This window comes from Nocardioides marinquilinus (assembly GCF_039543705.1).
Taxonomy (GTDB): Bacteria; Actinomycetota; Actinomycetes; order Propionibacteriales; family Nocardioidaceae; genus Nocardioides; species Nocardioides marinquilinus.
Map to the genome: position 1 here is coordinate 162,510 of NZ_BAABKG010000002.1, position 21,674 is coordinate 184,183.

General features: G+C 71.2%; 21 protein-coding genes. 18 read left to right on the forward strand and 3 right to left on the reverse strand.

Going from position 1 to position 21,674, the window contains the following annotated elements; translation table 11 throughout:
• Positions 1-618, reverse strand: a complete 618-nt coding sequence (locus ABEA04_RS06815) for an AIM24 family protein (protein ID WP_345456060.1) — start codon at positions 616-618, stop codon at positions 1-3.
• A gap of 268 nt (positions 619-886) precedes the next feature.
• Between ABEA04_RS06815 and ABEA04_RS06820 the strand changes: the two genes are divergently transcribed.
• From ABEA04_RS06820 to ABEA04_RS06895, 16 genes are all read left to right on the forward strand, one after another.
• Positions 887-1,246 (forward strand): NADH-quinone oxidoreductase subunit A, encoded by a 360-nt coding sequence (locus ABEA04_RS06820; RefSeq protein ID WP_345456062.1) that lies wholly within the window; start codon positions 887-889, stop codon positions 1,244-1,246.
• A gap of 124 nt (positions 1,247-1,370) precedes the next feature.
• A complete protein-coding gene (locus ABEA04_RS06825; RefSeq protein ID WP_345456065.1) occupies positions 1,371-1,925 on the forward strand; it encodes a NuoB/complex I 20 kDa subunit family protein in 555 nt (184 codons plus the stop codon).
• A 6-nt stretch (positions 1,926-1,931) separates the two neighbouring features.
• A complete protein-coding gene (locus ABEA04_RS06830) occupies positions 1,932-2,645 on the forward strand; it encodes an NADH-quinone oxidoreductase subunit C (protein WP_345456067.1) in 714 nt (237 codons plus the stop codon).
• 40 nt (positions 2,646-2,685) lie between these two features.
• Positions 2,686-4,038 carry an NADH-quinone oxidoreductase subunit D gene (locus tag ABEA04_RS06835; RefSeq protein WP_345456069.1) on the forward strand — a complete coding sequence of 451 codons (1,353 nt, stop codon included), beginning with the start codon at positions 2,686-2,688 and terminating at the stop codon, positions 4,036-4,038.
• Positions 4,035-4,862: an NADH-quinone oxidoreductase subunit NuoE gene (gene nuoE / locus ABEA04_RS06840; RefSeq protein ID WP_345456071.1), complete on the forward strand. Its 828-nt coding sequence runs from the start codon at positions 4,035-4,037 to the stop codon at positions 4,860-4,862. Before ABEA04_RS06835 ends, nuoE begins: the two co-directional genes overlap by 4 nt.
• Positions 4,859-6,187 carry an NADH-quinone oxidoreductase subunit NuoF gene (gene nuoF / locus ABEA04_RS06845; protein WP_425576994.1) on the forward strand — a complete coding sequence of 443 codons (1,329 nt, stop codon included), beginning with the start codon at positions 4,859-4,861 and terminating at the stop codon, positions 6,185-6,187. The genes nuoE and nuoF overlap by 4 nt, the downstream gene beginning before the upstream one ends.
• A 4-nt stretch (positions 6,188-6,191) precedes the next feature.
• A complete protein-coding gene (locus ABEA04_RS06850) occupies positions 6,192-8,621 on the forward strand; it encodes an NADH-quinone oxidoreductase subunit G (protein ID WP_345456072.1) in 2,430 nt (809 codons plus the stop codon).
• Positions 8,618-9,937: an NADH-quinone oxidoreductase subunit NuoH gene (nuoH, locus tag ABEA04_RS06855; protein ID WP_345456074.1), complete on the forward strand. Its 1,320-nt coding sequence runs from the start codon at positions 8,618-8,620 to the stop codon at positions 9,935-9,937. Before ABEA04_RS06850 ends, nuoH begins: the two co-directional genes overlap by 4 nt.
• Positions 9,937-10,563, forward strand: coding sequence for an NADH-quinone oxidoreductase subunit NuoI (gene nuoI / locus ABEA04_RS06860; RefSeq protein WP_345456076.1), 627 nt, complete (start codon positions 9,937-9,939; stop codon positions 10,561-10,563). Before nuoH ends, nuoI begins: the two co-directional genes overlap by 1 nt.
• The gene (locus ABEA04_RS06865) at positions 10,563-11,396 is read left to right on the forward strand and encodes an NADH-quinone oxidoreductase subunit J (RefSeq protein WP_345456078.1); all 834 of its coding nucleotides are present in this window, start codon (positions 10,563-10,565) and stop codon (positions 11,394-11,396) included. Before nuoI ends, ABEA04_RS06865 begins: the two co-directional genes overlap by 1 nt.
• On the forward strand, positions 11,397-11,690 hold the full coding sequence (gene nuoK, locus ABEA04_RS06870) for an NADH-quinone oxidoreductase subunit NuoK (protein WP_345456080.1): 294 nt from the start codon (positions 11,397-11,399) through the stop codon (positions 11,688-11,690).
• A gap of 16 nt (positions 11,691-11,706) precedes the next feature.
• Positions 11,707-13,635, forward strand: a complete 1,929-nt coding sequence (gene nuoL, locus ABEA04_RS06875) for an NADH-quinone oxidoreductase subunit L (protein ID WP_345456082.1) — start codon at positions 11,707-11,709, stop codon at positions 13,633-13,635.
• A 40-nt stretch (positions 13,636-13,675) separates the two neighbouring features.
• Positions 13,676-15,322 carry an NADH-quinone oxidoreductase subunit M gene (locus tag ABEA04_RS06880; RefSeq protein WP_345456084.1) on the forward strand — a complete coding sequence of 549 codons (1,647 nt, stop codon included), beginning with the start codon at positions 13,676-13,678 and terminating at the stop codon, positions 15,320-15,322.
• Position 15,323: 1 nt separating this feature from the next.
• Positions 15,324-16,922, forward strand: a complete 1,599-nt coding sequence (gene nuoN / locus ABEA04_RS06885; protein WP_345456086.1) for an NADH-quinone oxidoreductase subunit NuoN — start codon at positions 15,324-15,326, stop codon at positions 16,920-16,922.
• An 83-nt stretch (positions 16,923-17,005) separates the two neighbouring features.
• Positions 17,006-17,938, forward strand: a complete 933-nt coding sequence (locus ABEA04_RS06890) for a polyprenyl synthetase family protein (protein WP_345458253.1) — start codon at positions 17,006-17,008, stop codon at positions 17,936-17,938.
• Positions 17,935-18,105: a hypothetical protein gene (locus tag ABEA04_RS06895; protein WP_345456089.1), complete on the forward strand. Its 171-nt coding sequence runs from the start codon at positions 17,935-17,937 to the stop codon at positions 18,103-18,105. The genes ABEA04_RS06890 and ABEA04_RS06895 overlap by 4 nt, the downstream gene beginning before the upstream one ends.
• A gap of 2 nt (positions 18,106-18,107) precedes the next feature.
• Here ABEA04_RS06895 and rarD read toward each other — a convergent pair whose 3' ends face one another.
• Positions 18,108-19,028, reverse strand: coding sequence for an EamA family transporter RarD (gene rarD / locus ABEA04_RS06900; protein WP_345456091.1), 921 nt, complete (start codon positions 19,026-19,028; stop codon positions 18,108-18,110).
• 129 nt (positions 19,029-19,157) lie between these two features.
• Between rarD and ABEA04_RS06905 the strand changes: the two genes are divergently transcribed.
• Positions 19,158-19,685 carry a hypothetical protein gene (locus tag ABEA04_RS06905; RefSeq protein ID WP_345456093.1) on the forward strand — a complete coding sequence of 176 codons (528 nt, stop codon included), beginning with the start codon at positions 19,158-19,160 and terminating at the stop codon, positions 19,683-19,685.
• Between the two features lie 130 nt (positions 19,686-19,815).
• Positions 19,816-20,553 carry a class I SAM-dependent methyltransferase gene (locus ABEA04_RS06910; RefSeq protein ID WP_345456095.1) on the forward strand — a complete coding sequence of 246 codons (738 nt, stop codon included), beginning with the start codon at positions 19,816-19,818 and terminating at the stop codon, positions 20,551-20,553.
• A gap of 37 nt (positions 20,554-20,590) precedes the next feature.
• Here the strand turns inward: ABEA04_RS06910 and ABEA04_RS06915 are convergent, their stop codons facing one another.
• Entirely contained in the window at positions 20,591-21,670 is a 1,080-nt protein-coding gene (locus tag ABEA04_RS06915) for a 2-oxoacid:ferredoxin oxidoreductase subunit beta (protein ID WP_425577011.1), read from the reverse strand.
• Positions 21,671-21,674: the final 4 nt, after the last annotated feature.

Genomic DNA, 21,674 nt, shown 5'->3' on the forward strand with positions numbered 1-21,674 from the left:
TCACCTCTCCGCGGGCTGGATGTAGACGGTGCCCTGGCCCTCGAACCGCAGGCTGAACGGCTCGCCCCCGCCGTCGCCCACGAGGCTGCGCCACGAGACGCCGGAGACCAGGCTCATCTGCAGCTGACCGGTGCCGGCCACGTAGGCGTCGGGGTCGACGACCAGCGGCATGCCCGGCCCGACGGCCAGCGGGATCATCGGCCCGTCGCTCATGATGGCGCACTGCCCGGAGCCCGAGACGGTGGTCGTGGCCAGCCCCTGGCCGCTCGTCATCCCGCGCAGGCCGGCGAACTGGACGTCGAGCTTGAGGCCCTCGGTGACGGCCAGGATGTGCTCGGACTCGACGGTGAGCCTGTCGTTCTCGAGCCGGACGACGGTGACGTCGAGGGCGTCCTGCGCGAGGTAGGCGCGGCCGGTGCCCTTGACCTCCATCAGCGTGATCGACTCGCCGGCCACCTTCTGCTTCAGCGCGGCCCGGAAGCCACCGCCGCCGCCCATGCCGGCGTGCTTGAACTCGAGGTTGCCCTGGTAGGCCACCATCGAGCCTTGGGCGGCGCGGACGCTGTCGCCGCCGAGGTCGGCGTGCAGCACCTTCTTGTGCGCGGTGAGCGTGGCCATCCGCACCTCCTGCTCGTCGTGGGTCCCAGGCCGGGCGTCAGCGTAGACGGCGGGGACCCCGCGCGGGAGGGTGCGACACGAGCCGGGTGGACGTCGTCCAATTAGGTCACGTGAACGTGGGTTAAATACGCAGGTCAGAACCGGTTTTGCGGGCTCCCCCTGGGTGTGACGCAGACCGCGGCGAGTGGCAGTATGGGCGCTGCGCGGGCCTCGTGATTGCGTTCACAAAGCCACAAGTCCGGCCCTCGCGAGAAGGGATATGCGACCGATGGGCATCTACATCCCGGTCCTGGTGCTGGCGGGACTGGCGGCGGCCTTCGCCGTCGGCTCGATCGCCGCCAGCTACTTCATCGGGCCCAAGCGCTACAACCGAGCCAAGCTCGACTCCTACGAGTGCGGCATCGAGCCCACCCCGCAGCCGGTGGGCGGCGGTCGCATCCCGGTGAAGTACTACATCACCGCGATGCTGTTCATCGTCTTCGACATCGAGATCATCTTCCTCTACCCCTGGGCCGTGCACTTCGACGCGATGGCGCTGTTCGGGCTGGTCGAGATGGTCATCTTCATCCTCACCGTCTTCGTCGCCTACGCCTACGTGTGGCGCCGCGGCGGCCTCGACTGGGACTGAGGGCCACGATGCACGCACCCCGCCCGCGTTGTCGTCGCTCGACGACCGCTCCGCTCTACAGGTCGCCCTCGCTCCTCCGCCTCGGCGGAGCGCGCGCCTCGCGGCCCTCACCTGGAGGTTGGTAATGGGTATCGAGGAGAAGCTCCCGTCCGGTGTGCTGCTCACCACCGTCGAGGGGCTCAGCGGCTACATGCGCAAGGCCAGCTTCTGGCCGGCCACGTTCGGCCTGGCCTGCTGCGCGATCGAGATGATGACGAGCGGCGGCCCGAAGTACGACCTCGCCCGCTTCGGCATGGAGGTCTTCCGCGCCAGCCCGCGCCAGGCCGACCTGATGATCGTCGCCGGCCGGGTCAGCCAGAAGATGGCGCCGGTGCTGCGGCAGATCTACGACCAGATGGCCAACCCCAAGTGGGTGCTCGCCATGGGCGTGTGCGCGAGCAGCGGCGGCATGTTCAACAACTACGCGATCGTGCAGGGCGTCGACCACGTCGTCCCCGTCGACATGTACCTGCCCGGCTGCCCGCCGCGGCCGGAGATGCTCATCGACGCGATCCTCAAGCTGCACGACCAGGTGCAGCACTCCAAGCTCGGCGCGAACCGGGTCCGTGAGATCGAGGAGCGCGAGAACGCCGCCCTGGCCGCGCTCCCGACGTCCGAGCTGAAGGGCCTGATGAGGTGACCACCCGTGGCCGATGAGGACAAGACCACCGGACCCGACCAGGGCGAGGAGAAGGTCCCCGCCACCACCGGGACCCCCGACGCCGAGGTGCGCGCCGTCGGCGCCCGCACCGGCATGTTCGGCGTGCGCGGCACCGGCGACACCAGCGGCTACGGCGGCCTGGTGGCCCCGATCGTCTTCCCGGGCGCGGCCCAGCGCCCCTACGGCGGCTGGTTCGACGAGGTCGCCGACGCGCTCGAGCAGAGCGTGCCGCTGCACCGCGTCGTCGTCCACCGCGGCGAGATCACCTTCCACGTGCGCCGTGAGGACCTCACGGCCGTCGTCCGCCACCTGCGCGACCACCCGAGCCTGCGCTTCGAGTTCCTCTCCGGCGTCAGCGGCGTGCACTACCCCGACGACGCCGGCGCCGAGCTGCACGCCGTCTACCACCTGCTCTCGATGACCTACAACCGGCGCGTCCGGCTCGAGGTCGCCGTCCCGGACGACGACCCGCACCTCCCCTCGGTCGTGGCGACCTACCCCACGGCCGACTGGCACGAGCGCGAGACCTACGACATGTTCGGCATCGTCTTCGACGACCACCCCGCGCTCACGCGCATCCTGATGCCCGACGACTGGCCCGGCCACCCGCAGCGCAAGGACTACCCGCTCGGCGGCATCCCGGTCGAGTACAAGGGCGGCACCATCCCGCCGCCCGACCAGCGCAGGTCCTACAACTGATGGGCGGCCACGAGAGCGGCCAGGAGATGGGTGTGAAGCGATGACGACCGACCAGCACGACATCTACGCCGGCTCGAGCGAGACCACCGAGGGCCGCGTCTTCACCGTCAGCGGTCGCGACTGGGACGAGATCGTCGAGGGCCTGGCCTCCGGCGAGGGCGCGGTTGAGGAGCGCGTCGTGGTGAACATGGGGCCCCAGCACCCCTCCACCCACGGCGTGCTGCGGCTGATCCTCGAGATCGAGGGCGAGACGGTCACCGAGGCCCGCTGCGGCATCGGCTACCTGCACACCGGCATCGAGAAGAACATGGAGTTCCGCTCCTGGGTGCAGGGCACCACCTTCTGCACCCGCATGGACTACCTCTCGCCGCTGTTCAACGAGGCCAGCTACGCCCTCGGCGTCGAGCGGCTGCTCGACATCGAGGACCAGATCCCCGAGAAGGCCACCGTCATGCGGGTGCTCCTCATGGAGCTCAACCGCATCTCCTCCCACCTGGTGGCCATCGCCACCGGCGGCATGGAGATCGGCGCGCTGACCGTGATGACGATCGGCTTCCGCGAGCGCGAGCTCGTGCTCGACCTGTTCGAGCTGATCACCGGCCTGCGCATGAACCACGCCTTCATCCGCCCCGGCGGCGTCGCGCAGGACCTCCCGCCCGGTGCGGTGGGGGAGATCCGCGACTTCATCGAGCTGATGAAGAAGCGGCTGCCGGAGTACGCCGCGCTGTGCAACGCCAACCCGATCTTCCGCGCCCGCCTCGAGGACGTCGGCCACCTCGACCTCGAGGGCTGCCTCGCGCTCGGCCTGTCCGGGCCCGTGCTCCGCAGCACCGGCTACCCGTGGGACCTGCGCAAGACCCAGCCCTACTGCGGCTACGAGACCTACGACTTCGACGTCCAGACGTGGGACACCGCCGACGCCTACGGCCGCTTCCGCATCCGGCTGAACGAGATGTGGGAGTCGCTGCGCATCGTCGAGCAGACCCTCAACCGCCTCGCCCTCATGGAGGGCCAGCCGGTGATGATCGCCGACAAGAAGATCGCCTGGCCGAGCCAGCTGGCCATCGGCAGCGACGGCATGGGCAACAGCCTCGACCACATCCGCCACATCATGGGCGAGTCGATGGAGGCGCTGATCCACCACTTCAAGCTGGTCACCGAGGGCTTCCGCGTGCCGCCCGGACAGGCCTACGTGCCGGTCGAGTCGCCGCGCGGCGAGCTGGGCGCCCACCTCGTCTCCGACGGCGGCACCCGGCCCTTCCGCGCCCACTTCCGCGACCCCAGCTTCACCAACCTGCAGGCGACCAGCGTGATGAGCGAGGGCGGCCAGGTGGCCGACGTCATCGTCGCCATCGCCTCCATCGACCCCGTCATGGGAGGCGTCGACCGATGACGCAAGAGATCCAGGCCCACGGCTTCGACGACAGCACGATCGCCGAGCTGCGCGAGATCGCCGCCCGCTACCCCGAGAAGCGCTCGGGCCTGCTGCCGATGCTGCACCTGCTGCAGTCGGTGCAGGGCCGCGTCACCCCCGAGGGCATCGAGGTCTGCGCCGACCTGCTCGAGCTGTCGGCCGCCGACGTCAGCGGCGTCGCGACCTTCTACACGATGTACAAGCGCCGCCCCGTCGGTGACTACCACGTCGGTGTCTGCACCAACACGCTGTGCGCGGTCATGGGCGGCGACGAGATCTTCACCCGCCTCAAGGACCACCTCGACGTCGGCAACGACGAGACCACCGACGACGGCTCGATCACCCTCGAGCACGTGGAGTGCAACGCGGCGTGCGACTACGCCCCGGTCGTGATGGTCAACTGGGAGTTCATGGACAACCAGACCCCGGAGTCCGCGGTGCAGCTGGTCGACGACCTGCGCGCCGGCACCGAGGTCCGCTCCACCCGCGGCGCCCGCCTGTGCACCTGGCGTGAGGCCGAGCGCGTGCTCGCCGGCTTCCCCGACGGCCGTGCCGACGAGGGTCCGGGCGCCGGTGAGGCCAGCCTGCTCGGCCTGCGCCTGGCGCGCGAGCGCGGCTGGACGGCGCCCGACGGCGGCGACGACGCCGACGACAGCGCGGCGATCGGGGCCGGCGTCCCCGAGGAGCCGGAGCAGAAGGTCGCCGGCGCGAAGGAGTCCGACGACGACGTCGCCGAGCAGGCGGCCGTCGAGGAGGAGGCCCCGACCGGCGAGGCGGCGGCCGACAAGGAGGAGGCCCAGTGAGCCAGACCCAGATCGCCCCCCTCACCCCGGTCCTGACCGACCTCTGGGACGTCGAGCAGGGCTGGAAGCTCGCCGCCTACGAGGAGCGCGGCGGCTACCGGGCGCTCGACAAGGCGCTGGGCATGAAGCCCGACGACATCATCGCGGCGGTCAAGGACTCCGGCCTGCGCGGCCGCGGCGGCGCGGGCTTCCCGACCGGCATGAAGTGGTCCTTCATCCCGCAGGACATCCCCAAGCCCAAGTACCTCGTCGTCAACGCCGACGAGTCCGAGCCGGGCACCTGCAAGGACACCCCGCTGATGATGGGCAACCCCCACGTGCTCGTCGAGGGCGTCATCATCAGCTCGTTCGCCATCCGCGCGAACAAGGCCTTCATCTACGTGCGCGGCGAGATCCTCCACGTCATCCGCCGGGTGCAGGCCGCGGTCGCCGAGGCCTACGCCGCCGGCCACCTCGGCACGAACATCCACGGCTCGGGCTACGACCTCGACGTCGTCGTCCACGCCGGTGCGGGCGCCTACATCTGCGGCGAGGAGACCGCGCTGCTCGAGGGCCTCGAGGGACGCCGCGGCCAGCCCCGGCTGCGCCCGCCGTTCCCGGCCGTGGCCGGCCTCTACGCCTGCCCGACGGTCATCAACAACGTCGAGTCGATCGCCTCGGTGCCGAGCATCGTCGAGCACGGCGCCGACTGGTTCGCCTCGATGGGCACCGAGAAGTCCAAGGGCTTCGGCATCTTCTCCCTCTCCGGCCACGTGAAGAACCCCGGCCAGTTCGAGGCGCCGCTCGGCATCACGCTGCGCGAGCTCATCGACCTCGCCGGCGGCATGCGCGAGGGCCACGAGCTGAAGTTCTGGACGCCGGGCGGCTCGAGCACGCCGATCCTCACCGCCGAGCACCTCGACGTCCCCCTCGACTTCGAGGGCGTCGGCGAGGCCGGCTCGATGCTCGGCACCCGCGCGCTGCAGCTGTTCGACGAGACCACCTGCGTCGTGCGCGCCGTGCTGCGCTGGACCGAGTTCTACAAGCACGAGTCGTGCGGCAAGTGCACCCCGTGCCGCGAGGGCACGTGGTGGCTGGTGCAGACCCTGGCGGCGCTCGAGCGCGGCCAGGGCAGCGAGGCCGACCTCGACCTCCTGCTCGACCAGTGCGACAACATCCTCGGGCGGTCGTTCTGCGCGCTCGGCGACGGCGCGACCAGCCCGATCTCCAGCTCGATCCAGTACTTCCGCGACGAGTACCTCGCCCACCTGACCCACGGCGGCTGTCCCTTCGACCCCGCGGCCTCCACCGCGTGGGCCGGGCGGCTCGCCACCGCCGGAGCGTGACGCAGTGACCACCACCCCGCAGAAGGTCGAGACCGTCACGGTCACGATCGACGGCATCCAGACCGAGGTCGCCAAGGACACCCTGGTGATCCGCGCGGCCGAGCAGATCGGCGTCCAGATCCCCCGGTTCTGCGACCACCCGCTGCTCGCGCCCGTCGGCGCGTGCCGGCAGTGCCTGGTCGACGTCCCCGACGCCGGCAACGGCCGCGGCTTCCCCAAGCCGCAGGCCTCCTGCACGCTGCCGGTCGCCGACGGCATGGTGGTCAACACCCAGGCCACCAGCGAGGTCGCCGACAAGGCGCAGCAGGGCGTCATGGAGTTCCTGCTGGTCAACCACCCGCTCGACTGCCCGGTCTGCGACAAGGGCGGCGAGTGCCCGCTGCAGAACCAGGCCATGAGCAACGGCCGCGGCGAGTCGCGCTTCGTCGGCTCGGGCGCGGGCGGCGTCAAGCGCACCTTCCCCAAGCCGATCAACCTGAGCCCGCAGGTGCTGCTCGACCGCGAGCGCTGCATCGTGTGCCAGCGCTGCACCCGCTTCGCCGAGGAGATCCCCGGCGACCCGTTCATCGCCCTGGTCGAGCGCGGCGCCCAGCAGCAGATCGGCATCGCCGAGAACGCGCCGTTCCTGTCCTACTTCTCGGGCAACACGATCCAGATCTGCCCCGTGGGCGCGCTGACCTCGGAGTCCTACCGGTTCCGCTCGCGGCCCTACGACCTCGTCTCGAGCCCGTCGGTGGCCGAGCACGACGCGTGCGGCTCCGCCATCCGCGTCGACCACCGCCGCGGCAAGGTGATGCGCCGTCTCGCCGGTGACGACCCCGACGTGAACGAGGAGTGGATCACCGACAAGGACCGCTTCGCCTTCACCTACGCCACCGAGCCCGACCGCATCACCTACCCGCAGGTCCGCGACACCGACGGCAGCCTGCGGCCGGCGTCCTGGGTCGAGGCGTTCGCCGTCGCGGCGCGCGGCCTCAAGGCCGCCGTCGACGCCGGCGGCGTGGGCGTGCTGCCCGGCGGCCGGCTCACCGGCGAGGACGCCTTCGCCTACGCCAAGTTCGCCCGCGTGGCGCTCGGCACCAACGACGTCGACTTCCGCGCCCGGCCGCACTCGGCCGAGGAGGCCGACTTCCTGGCCGCCCACGTCGTGGCCACCGGACCCGGCGGGGGAGCGGTCACCTACGGCGACCTCGAGACCGCCGGCACCGTAGTCCTCGTGGGCCTGGAGCCCGAGGACGAGGCCGGCGCGATCTTCCTGCGGCTGCGCAAGGCGGCCCGGCAGCACGGCCTGCAGGTGCTGGCCGTGGCGCCGTTCACCACCCGCGGCCTGACCAAGATGAACGGCACCCTGCTGCCCACCGCGCCGGGCGACGAGCCCGCCGCGCTGCGCTCGCTCGTCGAGGCCGGGCGCCTCGACCAGCACAGCGTGGTCATGGTCGGCGAGCGGCTCGCCACGGTGCCGGGTGCGCTGACGGCCGCCGCCGAGCTGGCGGCCGCCAGTGGCGCGCGGCTGGCCTGGGTGCCGCGTCGCGCCGGTGACCGGGGCGCCGTCGAGACCGGCTGCCTGCCCAACCTGCTGCCCGGCGGCCGGCCCGTGGCCGACGCCGCGGCGCGCGTCGACGCCGCCACCACCTGGGGCGTGCCCGCGCTGCCCGAGGCGCCCGGCCGCGACGCCGACGCCATCGTGGCCGCGCTCGGCGCCGGCGACCTCGCCGGTCTCGTCGTCGGGGGCGTCGACCCCGCCGACACCGCCGACCCCGCCGCCTTCCGGGCCGCGCTGGCCCGGGCGTCGTTCGTGGTCGCGCTCGAGCAGCGCGCCACCGAGGTCACCGAGGCGGCCGACGTCGTCTTCCCGGTGGCGCCGGTCACCGACAAGGCGGGCTCGTTCGTCAACTGGGAGGGTCGCGTGCGACCCTTCGACGCCGTGCTGTCCAACCCCGGCTCGCTGCCCGACCTGCGGGTGCTCTCCGGCGTCGCCGACGAGCTCGCGCGACTCGGTCAGGGCCGCCCGCTCGGCTTCCGCACCGTCGCCGAGGTCTGGGAGCAGCTCGAGGAGCTCGGTGCCTGGGACGGCGAGCGGGCCCGGCTGCAGCCGGTGAGCGCCCCGGCCGCCGGCGGTGGCAAGCCCCACGGCCTCGCGCTGTCGAGCTGGAAGCTCATGCTCGACCGCGGCACCATGCAGGCCGGCGACAAGCACCTCGCCGCCACCGCCCGGCCACCGGTGGCGCGCGTCGGCCGCGCGGTCTTCGACGCCTGCGGCCCCGCCGTCACCGTCACCGGTGACCGCGGCTCGCTCACCCTGCCCGCCGAGATCGCCGACGACCTCGTCGACGGCGTCGTCTGGCTGCCGGCGAACTCCACCGGCCAGGGCCTGCTCACCGACCTCGCCTCGCCCGGCACCCGGGTCACCGTCACCGGAGGGGACGCCTCATGACCGGCTCGCTCGCGCCGCTCGCCACCGAGTCCGTGGTCGGCTTCGGCCAGGACGTCTGGTGGATCGTCATCATCAAGGTGCTGGCGATCTTCGTCCTGCTGGTGCTGCTCACCCTGTTCAACATCTGGTGGGAGCGCCGCGTCGTCGCGCGCATGCAGCACCGCATCGGCCCCAACGTGCACGGCCCCTTCGGCCTGCTGCAGTCGCTGGCCGACGGCGCGAAGCTGATGTTCAAGGAGGACATCCTCCCCAAGGCGGCCGACAAGGTCGTCTTCGTGCTGGCCCCGCTGCTGGCCGTCATCCCGGCCTTCGTGACCTTCTCGGTGATCCCGTTCGGGCCCGAGGTGACGATGTTCGGCGAGCGCACCCCGCTGCAGCTGACCGACATGCCCGTCGCGGTGCTGTTCGTGATGGCCATCGCCTCGATCGGCATCTACGGCATCGTGCTCGGCGGCTGGTCGAGCGGCTCGACCTACTCGCTGTTCGGCGGCCTGCGCTCGAGCGCCCAGATGATCTCCTACGAGGTCGCGATGGGCCTCGCGCTCGTCGCGGTCTTCCTCTACGCCGGCTCGATGTCGACGTCCGAGATCGTCGCCGCGCAGGAGGACTGGTGGTTCGGCGTCCTGCTGATCCCCTCGTTCCTCATCTACTGCATCGCGATGGTCGGCGAGACCAACCGCGCGCCCTTCGACCTCCCCGAGGCCGAGGGCGAGCTGGTCGGCGGCTTCCACACCGAGTACAGCTCGATCAAGTTCGCCCTGTTCTTCCTCGCCGAGTACATCAACATGGCCACCGTCTCGGCGCTGGCCACGACGCTGTTCCTCGGCGGCTGGCGCGCGCCGTTCTGGATCGACGAGGTCTGGGCGGGCGCCAACGAGGGCTACGTCCCGATGATCTGGTTCTTCGGCAAGATGCTGTTCTTCATCTTCATCTTCATCTGGCTGCGCGGGTCGCTGCCGCGACTGCGCTACGACCAGTTCATGGCCTTCGGCTGGAAGGTCCTCATCCCGATCTCGCTGGCCTGGATCGTCGCGGTCGCCACGCTGCGCGTCGCCCGCACCGAGGACTGGTTCCAGTCCGACAACTTCCCGTTCGTCATCGGCGCGATCCTCGCCGTCCTCCTGCTCGTGCTGTTCTTCGGGCCCTCGGGCGACGACGACGAGACGGTGGACGCCGACGCGCCGCCGCGCGAGCACGCGTTCCCGACGCCGCCCATGCCGGCCGGCGGCGCCGTCCGTGGTGCCGCGGTGCCGCTGACCTTCGACCACCCCACTCGAACGACCGCGGGCGCGACCGTGTCCGGTGAGGAGGGCTGATGGCCGAGCAGCCACGGCCGAAGAAGGCCCAGAGCGAGTCCAAGTCGCTCAAGGAGCAGCTGTGGGACCCCGTCGCCGGCTTCGGCGTCACGTTCCGCACGATGTTCAAGAAGGTGGTCACCGAGCAGTACCCCTTCGAGAAGGAGCCCACCGCTCCCCGCTTCCACGGCCGTCACCAGCTGAACCGCTGGCCCGACGGCCTCGAGAAGTGCATCGGCTGCGAGCTGTGCGCCTGGGCGTGCCCGGCCGACGCGATCTACGTCGAGGGTGCGTCGAACCACGACGGGCCCACCGACGACGCCGACAGCGGTCGGTTCAGCCCGGGTGAGCGCTACGGCCGCGTCTACCAGATCAACTACCTGCGCTGCATCCTGTGCGGGCTGTGCATCGAGGCGTGCCCCACGCGGGCGCTGACGATGACCAACGAGTACGAGCTGGCCGACGACAACCGCGCCGACCTCATCTACGAGAAGTCCGACCTGCTCGCGCCGCTGCTGCCCGGCATGGCCTCGCCGCCGCACGCGATGCACGAGGGCTTCGACGAGGGCGACTACTACCGTGGCGGCCTCGGCGGTGTCACCCCGGCAGCGCCGTCGGCTCCGTCGAGCACGGGAGGGGAGTCCTGATGGTCGGGTTCTGGATCCTCGCGCCGATCATGGTCGCCGCCGCGCTCGGCATCCTGTTCGTGCGCAAGGCCGTCCACGCGGCGCTGCTGCTGGCCGTGGTGATGGTCAGCCTCGCCGCGCTCTACGCCGGCCTCGAGGCGCCCTTCCTGTTCGCGGTGCAGATCATCGTCTACACCGGCGCCATCCTGATGCTGTTCCTCTTCGTGGTGATGCTGATCGGCGTCGACTCCGCCGACTCGGTCGTGGAGACCATCAAGGGCCAGCGCGTGCTCGCCACCGTCGGCGGCCTGCTGCTCGGCCTGCTGCTGCTGCTGGGCCTCGGCCAGATCACCCTCGGCTCGGCGGTCGGCCTCGGCGTCGCCAACAGCGAGGGCAACATCCAGGGCCTGGCCAACCTGATCTTCTCCCGCTACGTCTTCGCCTTCGAGGTCACCAGCGCCCTGCTGATCACCGCGGCCGTGGGCGCGATGGTGCTGGCCCACCGCGAGCGGCTCAGCCCGCGCGTCTCGCAGGCCGACCGGGCCGCCCAGCGCGTGCGCGACTACGCCGAGCGCGGCAAGCCGCTCGGCCCGCTGCCCTCGCCCGGCGTCTACGCCCGCCACAACGCCGTCGACACCCCGGCGCTGCTGCCCGACGGCACCGCGGCCGAGTCCTCGGTCTCGCGGGTGCTCGCCGCGCGCGGCACCGTGCGCTCCGCGCCGGCGATGGCCGACGACATCGAGCAGCTCAAGCGGCAGCTCGGCGAGGACCCCGCGGCCCGCCCGAACACCGGCGGCATCTCGGGCGCCCCCGCCAGCACCACCGAGGACGTCGAGAAGGGCCCGGGTGCCTAGATGACCGAGTACATCGTCTTGTCCTCGATCCTGTTCACCATCGGCGCCGTCGGCGTGCTGGTGCGGCGCAACGCGATCGTGGTCTTCATGTGCGTCGAGCTGATGCTCAACGCCTGCAACCTCGCGCTGGTGACCTTCGCCAAGCAGCACGGCAACCTCGACGGCCAGGTCGCGGCGTTCTTCGTCATGGTCGTGGCCGCAGCCGAGGTGGTCGTCGGACTGGCCATCATCATGACCATCTTCCGCACCCGCCGCTCGGCCTCGGTCGACGACGCGAGCCTGCTGAAGTTCTGAAAGGGACCACCCGCACATGTTTCTGATCCAAGCCGCGGCCGAGGTCCCGGTCGTCGAGCCGGGCAGCGCCGACGGCGTCTTCAGCCTGATGTGGCTGGTCATCGCCCTGCCGCTGGCGGGCGCCGCCGTCCTGCTGCTCGGCGGTCGTGCCACCGACAAGTGGGGCCACCTGCTCGGCACCGCGATGCCGGTCGGCTCCTTCGTCCTGTCCGTCGCGATGTTCTTCGCGCTCCTCGGACGCGGCGAGGAGGAGCGCCAGGTCGGCCAGCACCTCTACGACTGGATCCAGGTCGGCGGCCTCGACGTCGGCATGGACCTGCTCGTCGACCCGCTCACCATCGTCTTCCTGCTGCTGATCACCGGCGTCGGCTCGCTCATCCACGTCTACTCCATCGGCTACATGGAGCACGACCCGCGCCGGCGCCGGTTCTTCGGCTACCTCAACCTCTTCGTCGCCGCGATGCTGCTGCTGGTCATGGCCGAGAACTACCTCGGCCTGTTCCTCGGCTGGGAGGGCGTCGGCCTGGCGTCCTACCTGCTCATCGGGTTCTGGCAGCACAAGCCGTCGGCCGCCAAGGCCGCCAAGAAGGCCTTCGTCATCAACCGCGTCGGTGACATGGGCATGGTCACCGCGATCTTCCTGGCCTTCGTCACCTTCGGCACCACCAGCTTCAGCGGCATCAGCGCCGTGGCGGGCGAGGCGTCCGAGTCGACGATGACCGCCCTCGGCGTGCTGCTGCTCGTCGGCGCCTGCGGCAAGTCGGCCCAGGTGCCGCTGCAGGCCTGGCTGCTCGACGCGATGGAGGGCCCGACCCCGGTCTCGGCGCTCATCCACGCCGCCACCATGGTCACCGCCGGCGTCTACCTGGTCGTCCGCTCCAACTTCGTCTTCGAGCGGGCCCCCGACGCGCAGACCGCCGTGGTCGTCGTCGCCGTCGTCACGCTGCTGTGGGGCGCGGTCATCGGCTGCGCGAAGGACGACATCAAGAAGGCCCTCGCCGGCTCCACGATGAGCCAGATCGGCTACATGATGCTCGGTGCCGGCCTCGGCACCGCGGGCTACGCCTTCGCGATCTTCCACCTGCTGACCCACGGCTTCTTCAAGGCCAACATGTTCCTCGGCGCCGGCTCGGTCATGCACGGCATGAACGACGACGTCGACATGCGCCACTACGGCGCGCTGAACAAGATGATGCCGGTGACGTTCCTGACCTTCGCGATGGGCTACCTCGCCATCATCGGCTTCCCCGGGTTCTCCGGGTTCTGGTCGAAGGACAAGATCATCGAGGTCGCCATCGCCGACAACCTGCTCGTCGGCGCGTGCGCCCTGGTGGGTGCCGGCGTCACCGGCTTCTACATGACCCGGCTGATGCTGATGACGTTCTTCTCCTCCAAGCGGTGGGAGCGCGACGTCCACCCGCACGAGTCGCCGAAGGTCATGACCTTCCCGCTGGTCGTGCTGGCCGCGCTCTCGGTGCTCGGCGGTGTCCTGCTGCTCGGCAGCTGGATCGTGCACTGGCTCGAGCCGGTCACCGGGCCCGAGGAGCACCACGAGCTGCCGGTGCCCGCCATCGTGATCACGTTGATCGTCGTCCTGGTGGTCGCCGCCGGCGTCGCGCTCGCCTTCCTGCTCTACCAGAAGCGCGAGGTGCCGCGCACCGCGCCCACCGACGTCTCGTTCGTCACCACGGCAGCGCGCAACGACCTCTACGGCGACGCCATCAACGACGGCGTCGTCGTCCGTCCCGGACAGCGGCTCGTCGCCGGCCTATTCGCCTTCGACCGCGCCGGCGCCGACGGCTCCTTCATGGGCGGCGGCGCGGCGGTCAAGGCGATCGGCGGCCAGCTGCGCAAGGTGCAGACCGGCTACGTCCGCTCCTACGCCCTCTCCGTGCTCGTCGGCGTCCTCATCGTCGCCGCGGCCCTGCTGGCGGTGAACGTGTGATGACCGCCCACGACCTCCCGCTCACCGCAAAGGCCCGCCGATGCTGACCGTCCTGATCCTGGTGCCGCTCGTCGGGGCCCTGGTGATCCCCTTCGCGCCCGCCGCCGTCAGCCGGTCGCTGGCCCTCGGCGTCGCCTTCGGCACCCTGGGCTGCGGCGTGGCCACCGCCGCGCTCTACGACTACTCCACCGACGGCGCGCGCCAGCTCACCGAGCAGGTCGACTGGATCTCGGCGTTCGGGGTGCACTACGCGCTCGGCGTCGACGGCCTCGGCCTGCTCATGGTGCTGCTCACCGTGGTGCTGGTGCCGATCGTCATGCTGGCCGGCTGGCACGAGGGCGAGACCGCCCCGCGCAGCTACTACGGCTGGATGCTGGCGCTCGAGGCGCTCTCGCTGGCCGTCTTCTGCGCCACCGACGTCTTCCTCTTCTACGTGGTCTTCGAGGCCACGCTGATCCCGGCCTACTTCCTCATCGGCGGGTTCGGCCGCAAGGGCCGCAGCGCCGCCGCGCTGAAGTTCCTGATGTTCCAGCTCGCCGGCGGCCTGGTGCTGCTGGCCTCGGTCATCGGCCTGTACGTCGTCTCGGCCCAGCAGGGCACGCCGTCCTACCTGCTCAGCGACCTCGAGCAGCTCGACATCGGCACCACCGCCGGCCGCTGGCTGTTCATCGGCTTCTTCGTCGCCTTCGCGATCAAGGCGCCGCTGTTCCCGGTGCACACGTGGCTGGCCGACACCACCGAGCAGGCACCGCCCGGCGTCAGCGTGATGCTGGTCTGCGTGCTCGACAAGATCGGCACCTTCGGCATGCTGCGGTTCTGCCTCGGCATCTTCCCCGAGGCCTCGCAGTGGGCCACGCCGGTCGTGGTCGCCATCGCGCTGGTCTCGATCATCTACGGCGCGCTGGTCGCCATCGCCCAGGACGACGTGCTGCGGCTGATCGGTCTCACCTCGCTCAGCCACTTCGGCTTCATCACCCTCGGCATCTTCGTCTTCAGCAGCCAGGGCGGCTCGGGCTCGGTGCTCTACATGGTCAACCACGGCCTCGGCACCGCCGCGCTGTTCCTGGTGGCGGGCTACGTCATCCGCCGCCGCGGCACCACGCTCATCAGCGAGATGGGCGGCCTAGAGAAGTCGACGCCGGTGCTGGCCGGGCTGATGCTCGTCTCCGGTCTCGCCACCCTCGCGCTGCCCGGCCTGAGCCCGTTCGTCTCCGAGTTCCTCGTGCTGCTGGCCGCCTTCGACTACCACTGGTGGGTCGGTGCCATCGCCGTGCTCGGCATCGTGCTGGCCGCGGTCTACGTGCTGTGGATGTACCAGCGGATCTTCACCGGCCCCGGCCCCGAGACCCTGGTGGCCGACCCGCACGCGGGTCACCACGACCACGGCGACGCCGAGGGCGACGTCCACGACGTCCCGCTCTCGGGCACGGCGTCCGCCACGTCGGGTGGCACGGCCACCGCGACGGCGCCCGCCCCGGCCGCCGCGGCGGTGCGGGCGATCCCCGACGCGAGCCGTCGCGAGATCGCCGCCGTCGCACCGCTGATGGTCGCCCTGGTGCTCTTCGGCTTCTACCCGCAGCCGCTGCTCGACACCAGCAACCCCTACGTCGAGCGGCTCATGGTGCAGGTCGGCGTCACCGACGACCCGCCCGCCGTGACCGGCGCCGGCCTCCAGGAGGGCGAGTGACATGGACTTCGTGAAGCCGGACATCCAGTACTTCGAGCTCTCCCCGCTCTTCGTCGTCTTCGGCGCGGCGGTCATCGGCGTCGTCGTCGAGGCCTTCCTGCCCCGCGAGCGGCGTCACGTCGTGCAGACCGCCATCGCGGGCGTCGCGGTGGTCGTCGCCCTCGTCCTGACCGTGCTCGTCGGTCGCGACCTCGCCGAGGTCGGCGACGGGTCCGCGCGCGGCATCCTCGGCGCCATGGGCTCGATCGTGGTCGACGGCCCGAGCGTCTACCTGTGGGGCCTGATCCTCGTCTTCTCCCTCGCCGGCGTCGCGCTGTTCGCCGAGCGCAAGGTCGAGGCGGGGGTCACCGTCTTCGCCGGCTCGGCGGCGGCGCTGCCCGGCAGCGACTACGAGCGGGAGGTCTCGGCCAAGGGCATGGCCCACACCGAGGTCTACCCGCTGATGATGTTCGCGGTCGGCGGCATGATGCTGTTCCCGGCCTCGGGCGACCTGCTGACCATGTTCGTGGCCCTCGAGGTGCTCTCGCTGCCGCTCTACCTGCTGTGCGGCCTGGCCCGACGCCGCCGGCTGCTGAGCCAGGAGGCCGCGCTCAAGTACTTCCTGCTCGGCGCGTTCTCGTCCGGCTTCTTCCTCTACGGCGTCGCGCTGGTCTACGGCTACGCCGGGTCGATGAGCCTCGGCGACATCAACGACGCCGTGGTCAACGGCAGCGAGAACCGCACCCTGCTGCTGCTCGGCATCGCGATGCTCTCGGTCGGCCTGCTGTTCAAGGTCGGTGCCGCGCCGTTCCAGGCCTGGACGCCCGACGTCTACCAGGGCGCTCCCACCGCGGTCACCGCCTTCATGTCGGCGGCCACCAAGATCGCCGCCTTCGGCGCGATCCTGCGGCTGTTCTACGTCGGCTTCGGCGCCAACCGCTGGGACTGGCAGCCGATGATGTGGATCGTCGCGATCCTCACGATGCTCGTCGGCGCCGTGCTCGCCGTCGTCCAGAGCGACGTCAAGCGCATGCTCGCCTACTCCTCGGTGGCCCACACCGGGTTCCTGCTCACCGGCGTGCTCGGCGTGCAGGCCAGCGGCGACCTCGCCGACGGCCAGGTCACCTCGCTGCAGGCCGTGCTGTTCTACCTGACCAGCTACGGCTTCGCGACGGTCGGCTCCTTCGCCCTCGTCTCGCTGGTGCGCGACGCCGGCGGCGAGGCCACGGCGTTCGACCGCTGGACCGGGCTCGGACGCCGCTCGCCCCTGGTGGCCGGCGTCTTCGCCCTGTTCCTCTTCTCGATGGCGGGCATCCCGCTCACCGCGGGCTTCGTCGGCAAGTGGGCGGTCTTCACCGTCGCCATGTCGGCAGGCGCCTGGCCGGTCGTGCTGGCCGCCATCGCGGCCAGCATCATCTCGATCTACTTCTACGTGCGCTACGTGCTGCTGATGTTCTTCACCGAGCCCGAGGGCGACCCCGACGACTACGCGTCGGTCACCGTCCCCTCGCTGCTGACGAGCGTCACCATCGGCGTCTGCGCGGTCGCGACGGTCGTGCTCGGCATCGTGCCGGGCCCGTTCCTCGACCTCGCGGCGCAGGTGGGAGACTTCATCCGGTGAGCGAGGGTCGCAGCGGGGGCGGGCCGGTCGAGCTCGCCCTGCCGGTGCCCGACGCCGCGCTGGCCGAGCGGCTGCGTGCGCGCATGGCGGTCGTCGAGGACGCCCTGTTCGGTCACACCGTCAGTCGCGTCCCCTACGTCACCGAGGCGGCGCAGCACCTCATCGGCGCCGGCGGCAAGCGGATGCGTCCGCTGCTCGTGCTGCTCGCGGCCGAGGTGGGCGGGCGTCCGGACGACGACGACGTCGTCACGGCGGCGTGCGTCGTCGAGATCACCCATGCCGGCTCGCTCTACCACGACGACGTCATGGACGAGGCGCAGCTGCGTCGCGGCGCCGTCACCGCCAACGCGCGGTGGGACAACCTGGTCGCGATCCTCACCGGTGACTTCCTGTTCGCCAAGGCCTCCGAGCTCACCGCGCAGCTCGGCGTCGAGGCCGTGCGCATCCAGGCCGAGACGTTCACCCGCCTCGTCGAGGGCCAGATCCTCGAGACCGTCGAGCCCGGCCCCGACGACGACCCGCTGCAGCACTACCTCGACGTGATCGCCGGCAAGACCGGCTCGCTGATCTCGGCCGCCGCGCGCTACGGCGCGTTGTTCGGCGGCGCGAGCCCCGAGATCCAGACCGCGCTCACGCGCTACGGCGAGATCGTCGGCGGTGCCTTCCAGCTCTCCGACGACATCCTCGACGTCGCCTCCGAGTCCACCGAGTCGGGCAAGACGCCGGGCACCGACCTGCGCGAGGGCGTGCGCACGCTGCCGGTGCTGATGGCGCTCGCGTCCGACGACCCCGCCGACGCCCGTCTGCACGAGCTGCTCCGCTCCGACCTCACCGACGACGACCGGCACGCCGAGGCCCTGGCCCTGCTGCGGGCCCACCCCGCCCTCGACCAGGCCCGTCGCTTCGTCGTCGGCCGGGCCGAGGAGGCCAAGCAGCTGCTCGCCGTGCTGCCCGAGGGCCCCGTGCGCGCGGCGCTCGAGAGCTACGCCGACGGCGTGGCGGTGCGCACCGCGTGACCCACGAGCGCGCGCTGCTGCTCGCGCTGGCGACCTTCGTGGTCTTCGGCGCGGCGGCGGTCGCGCTGCTCGCCGTCCTAGACGTGAGCATGGTCTACGTGATCGGGCCGCTCGTCGCGGTCGCTATCGCGAGCGTGCTCGTCCACCGCACGGCCCGCGGGCGCTGACCTCAGGACGCCGGCACGGCCCGCGCGGCCAGCGCGAGCTGCTGCCGGTGGTGCCGTGCCGCCTCGGCGGTGAAGACGGCCAGCGCCGACCACACCAGCACGAACCCGACCCAGCGGGCGGGCGTCATCCGCTCGTCGAAGACCAGCAGCCCGAGCACGAACTGGATGGTCGGCGCGAGGTACTGCAGCAGGCCGAGCGTGACCATCGAGACCCGGGTGGCGGCGGCCCCGAAGCAGATCAGCGGGACGGCGGTGACGACCCCGGTCGAGACGAGCAGCAGCGAGTGCCCCAGGCCGCCCGAGCCACCGATCGCGAAGGTCGCCGAGCCGGCGACCGCCAGCCACACCAGGTAGCCGAGCGCGACGGGCGTGATGACCGCCGTCTCGAAGGCCAGGCTCTCGACCGCGCCGACGTTGGCGGTCTTCTTGGCCAGGCCGTAGGTGCCGAAGGAGAAGGCCAGGATGATCGCGATCCACGGCGGCCGGCCGTAGTCGAGGGTGAGCACGAGCACCGCCGTCAGCCCGACGGCGAGCGCGGCCCACTGCAACGGCCGCAGCCGCTCGCCGAGCACCAGCACGCCCATGAGCACGGTGACGAGCGGGTTGATGAAGTAGCCGAGCGACGTCTCGACCACACGGCCGCTGTTGACGCCGTAGATGTAGGTGGCCCAGTTGCAGGTGATGGTCACCGCGGCGACCGTCAGCAGCAGCCGCACCCGCCGGTCGCGCACGATCGCGAGGAACGGCCCGCGGCGTCCGAGCGCGAGCACCAGCGCCCCCATCACGATCCCGGACCACACGATGCGGTGGGCGAGGATCTCGACGGCGCCCGCGGGCTCGAGCAGCGGCCAGTACAGCGGGAACCCGCCCCACAGCACGTAGGCGGTGACGCCGAGCGCGACCCCGCGGCGACCGTCCACCACGGGCCCAGCCTAGAAGTGATCGAATCTTGCACCGAAAGGAGGGTTTGACCCCGGATAGGTAGGGCAGGGTCGTCTCGCCATACTGTTCGCGTCCCACCCCCCAACCCACGACCCGAGGGAGTCTCCCCCATGCGACCCGCACGCGTCCTCATCGCCGTGATCGCCCTGGCCCTGGTCGGTCTGCTCGTGCCTGGTTCCGCCCAGGCCGGCCCGAACGACAACGCCAACGAGCGCGCCTTCGTCAACTCCGCCAACCGTGGCGGCTCGGAGTACAAGGGCGGTTCCGAGTACCGCGGTGGCTCCGAGTACCTCGGCACCGGAGCCCGTGGTGGCTCCGAGTACCGCGCCGCCGCCGCCCCGAAGATCACCGTCCGCATCGTCAAGCGCAACGGCGGCCAGCTGTGGCTCGTCGGTGGCGTCGAGCCGGCCCAGGGCCCCGTCTACGTGCAGAAGGCCACCGACTGCAACCGTCAGAAGGGCACCTGCAACTTCAAGTTCTACAAGAAGATCTACCTGAAGAAGGGTCGCTACGAGACCCGCGTCTTCGCCCCCAAGAGCGGCGCGTGGGCCTGGCGCACGAAGGTCAAGTCCAGCTACAGCAAGATCTGGGTGACCTGCAAGCTGCGCTCGGGCCAGCGGGAGTGCCCCGTTCCCTGATCCACCCGCGCGACCTCGGGCAGCGCGAACCGCGGGAGTCCTCCCGCACCCGATCCACCACCAGGGCCCCAGCCGCACGGCTGGGGCCCTGGTGCCGTGTCCGGGGTCGTGGCGCGGGTAGGGTCCGCGGGTGCAGCGACGCAAGCGGGGCAGCATCGACGGCTTCTTCTCCCGGCACCGCCGGTTCCTGACCACCAGCGAGACCTCGGCCCACCCCGACCGGCTCGACCTGCGGCACCTCGCCATCGTCGAGGAGTTCCGCGACAGCTTCGAGGGCCGCCGCGTGGTCGACATCGCCAGCCACGACGGCCGCTGGTCCTACGCCGCGCTCCACGCCGGCGCCTCGGCGGTCACCGGCGTCGAGATCCGCCCCGACCTGGTCGCCCAGGCCGAGGCGAGCCTCACGCACTTCGAGGTCGACCCCGACCGCTTCCGCTTCGTCACCGGCGACGCCGTCGCCGGCCTCGAGGAGGCCGGCGAGTGCGACACGGTGCTCTGCCTCGGCTTCCTGTACCACACGCTCAACTACAACCACCTGCTCGCCGGCATCCGCGCCACGGGCGCCGACCACGTCGTCGTCGACACCTTCGTCGGCCCCGGTGACCAGAGCGTGCCGATGGTGCTGGTGGTCGCCGAGGACGTCGAGCGCGAGGGCAACGCCGCCCCCGACGACCTCTCGACCGGCGACCGCGTGCTCGTGGGCCGCCCCACCGTGGCCGCCCTCGACGTCATGTTCGAGGCGCACGGCTTCCGCCTCGACCGTCGCGTCGACTGGGAGGCGCTGCTCGCGGCGCACCCCGAGGCGCGCGGCATCGGCGACTACCGGCGCGGACGCCGGGTCACCGCGCGCTACGTGCGCTCGCGCTGACTGGTCGGACGGCGGTCAGACGGCGGTCAGACGGCGGTCAGACGACGGTCCACGTGTCGCCCCCGCCCACCAGGGCGGCGAGGCGATCGGCCGGCTCGCCCGCCGCGGCGTGGCCGGCGGCGCTCACCTGGGCGCGCGCCTGGTCGTCGTACGTCGCCCGCTCGACCTGGCGGAAGATGCCGATGGGCGAGCGGTTGAGGTAGCCGGAGTCGGTCAGCCGCGAGATGGCGAACGCCGTGGAGGGGTCGGCCGCGTGGGCGTCGTGCACGAGCACGTCGTCGTCGGTGACCCCGTCGCGACCGACCTCGACGACGCGCACGCCGCCGGTCTCGTGGTCGCGCACGAGGCCCTTGGCCCCGTCGGCGCCGAAGCGGATCGGCCGGCCGTGCACCAGCGGGATGAGGGCGTCGGCGGCGGTGTCACGGCCCTTGATGGCGTCGAAGGCGCCGTCGTTGAAGATCGGGCAGTTCTGGTAGATCTCGACCAGTGACGTGCCGCGGTGGGCGGCGGCCGCGCTCAGCACCGAGGTGAGGTGCTTGCGGTCGGAGTCGATGGTGCGGGCCACGAAGCTGGCCTCGGCGCCGAGGGCGAGCGAGACCGGGTTGAACGGGTGGTCGAGCGAGCCCATGGGCGTCGACTTGGTGATCTTGCCGGCCTCGGAGGTGGGGGAGTACTGCCCCTTGGTGAGCCCGTAGATGCGGTTGTTGAACAGCAGGATCGTCATGTTCACGTTGCGCCGCAGGGCGTGGATGAGGTGGTTGCCGCCGATCGAGAGCGCGTCGCCGTCGCCGGTGACGACCCACACCGAGAGGTCCTCGCGCGCGGTCGCCAGGCCGGTGGCGATGGCGGGCGCGCGGCCGTGGATCGAGTGCATCCCGTAGGTGTCGAGGTAGTACGGGAAACGGCTCGAGCAGCCGATGCCGGAGACGAAGACGATGTTCTCGCGCCGCAGGCCGAGGTCGGGCAGGAACGACTGCACGGCCTTGAGGACGGCGTAGTCGCCGCAGCCTGGGCACCAGCGCACCTCCTGGTCGGAGGTGTAGTCCTTCGCCGTGGCCGGCGGGGCGCCGTCGGCCAACGTCGGGACCAGCTCGGTGCCGGTGCGCAGCGCGGGCATGCCG

Coding starts and splice junctions, on each gene's coding strand:
- ABEA04_RS06815 (WP_345456060.1), bottom strand. CDS start 618: ATGGCCACGCTCACCGCGCACAAGAAGGTGCTGCACGCCGACCTCGGC.
- ABEA04_RS06820 (WP_345456062.1), top strand. CDS start 887: ATGGGCATCTACATCCCGGTCCTGGTGCTGGCGGGACTGGCGGCGGCC.
- ABEA04_RS06825 (WP_345456065.1), top strand. CDS start 1,371: ATGGGTATCGAGGAGAAGCTCCCGTCCGGTGTGCTGCTCACCACCGTC.
- ABEA04_RS06835 (WP_345456069.1), top strand. CDS start 2,686: ATGACGACCGACCAGCACGACATCTACGCCGGCTCGAGCGAGACCACC.
- nuoE (WP_345456071.1), top strand. CDS start 4,035: ATGACGCAAGAGATCCAGGCCCACGGCTTCGACGACAGCACGATCGCC.
- nuoH (WP_345456074.1), top strand. CDS start 8,618: ATGACCGGCTCGCTCGCGCCGCTCGCCACCGAGTCCGTGGTCGGCTTC.
- nuoI (WP_345456076.1), top strand. CDS start 9,937: ATGGCCGAGCAGCCACGGCCGAAGAAGGCCCAGAGCGAGTCCAAGTCG.
- ABEA04_RS06865 (WP_345456078.1), top strand. CDS start 10,563: ATGGTCGGGTTCTGGATCCTCGCGCCGATCATGGTCGCCGCCGCGCTC.
- nuoK (WP_345456080.1), top strand. CDS start 11,397: ATGACCGAGTACATCGTCTTGTCCTCGATCCTGTTCACCATCGGCGCC.
- nuoL (WP_345456082.1), top strand. CDS start 11,707: ATGTTTCTGATCCAAGCCGCGGCCGAGGTCCCGGTCGTCGAGCCGGGC.
- ABEA04_RS06880 (WP_345456084.1), top strand. CDS start 13,676: ATGCTGACCGTCCTGATCCTGGTGCCGCTCGTCGGGGCCCTGGTGATC.
- nuoN (WP_345456086.1), top strand. CDS start 15,324: ATGGACTTCGTGAAGCCGGACATCCAGTACTTCGAGCTCTCCCCGCTC.
- ABEA04_RS06890 (WP_345458253.1), top strand. CDS start 17,006: ATGGCGGTCGTCGAGGACGCCCTGTTCGGTCACACCGTCAGTCGCGTC.
- ABEA04_RS06905 (WP_345456093.1), top strand. CDS start 19,158: ATGCGACCCGCACGCGTCCTCATCGCCGTGATCGCCCTGGCCCTGGTC.
- ABEA04_RS06915 (WP_425577011.1), bottom strand. CDS start 21,670: ATGCCCGCGCTGCGCACCGGCACCGAGCTGGTCCCGACGTTGGCCGAC.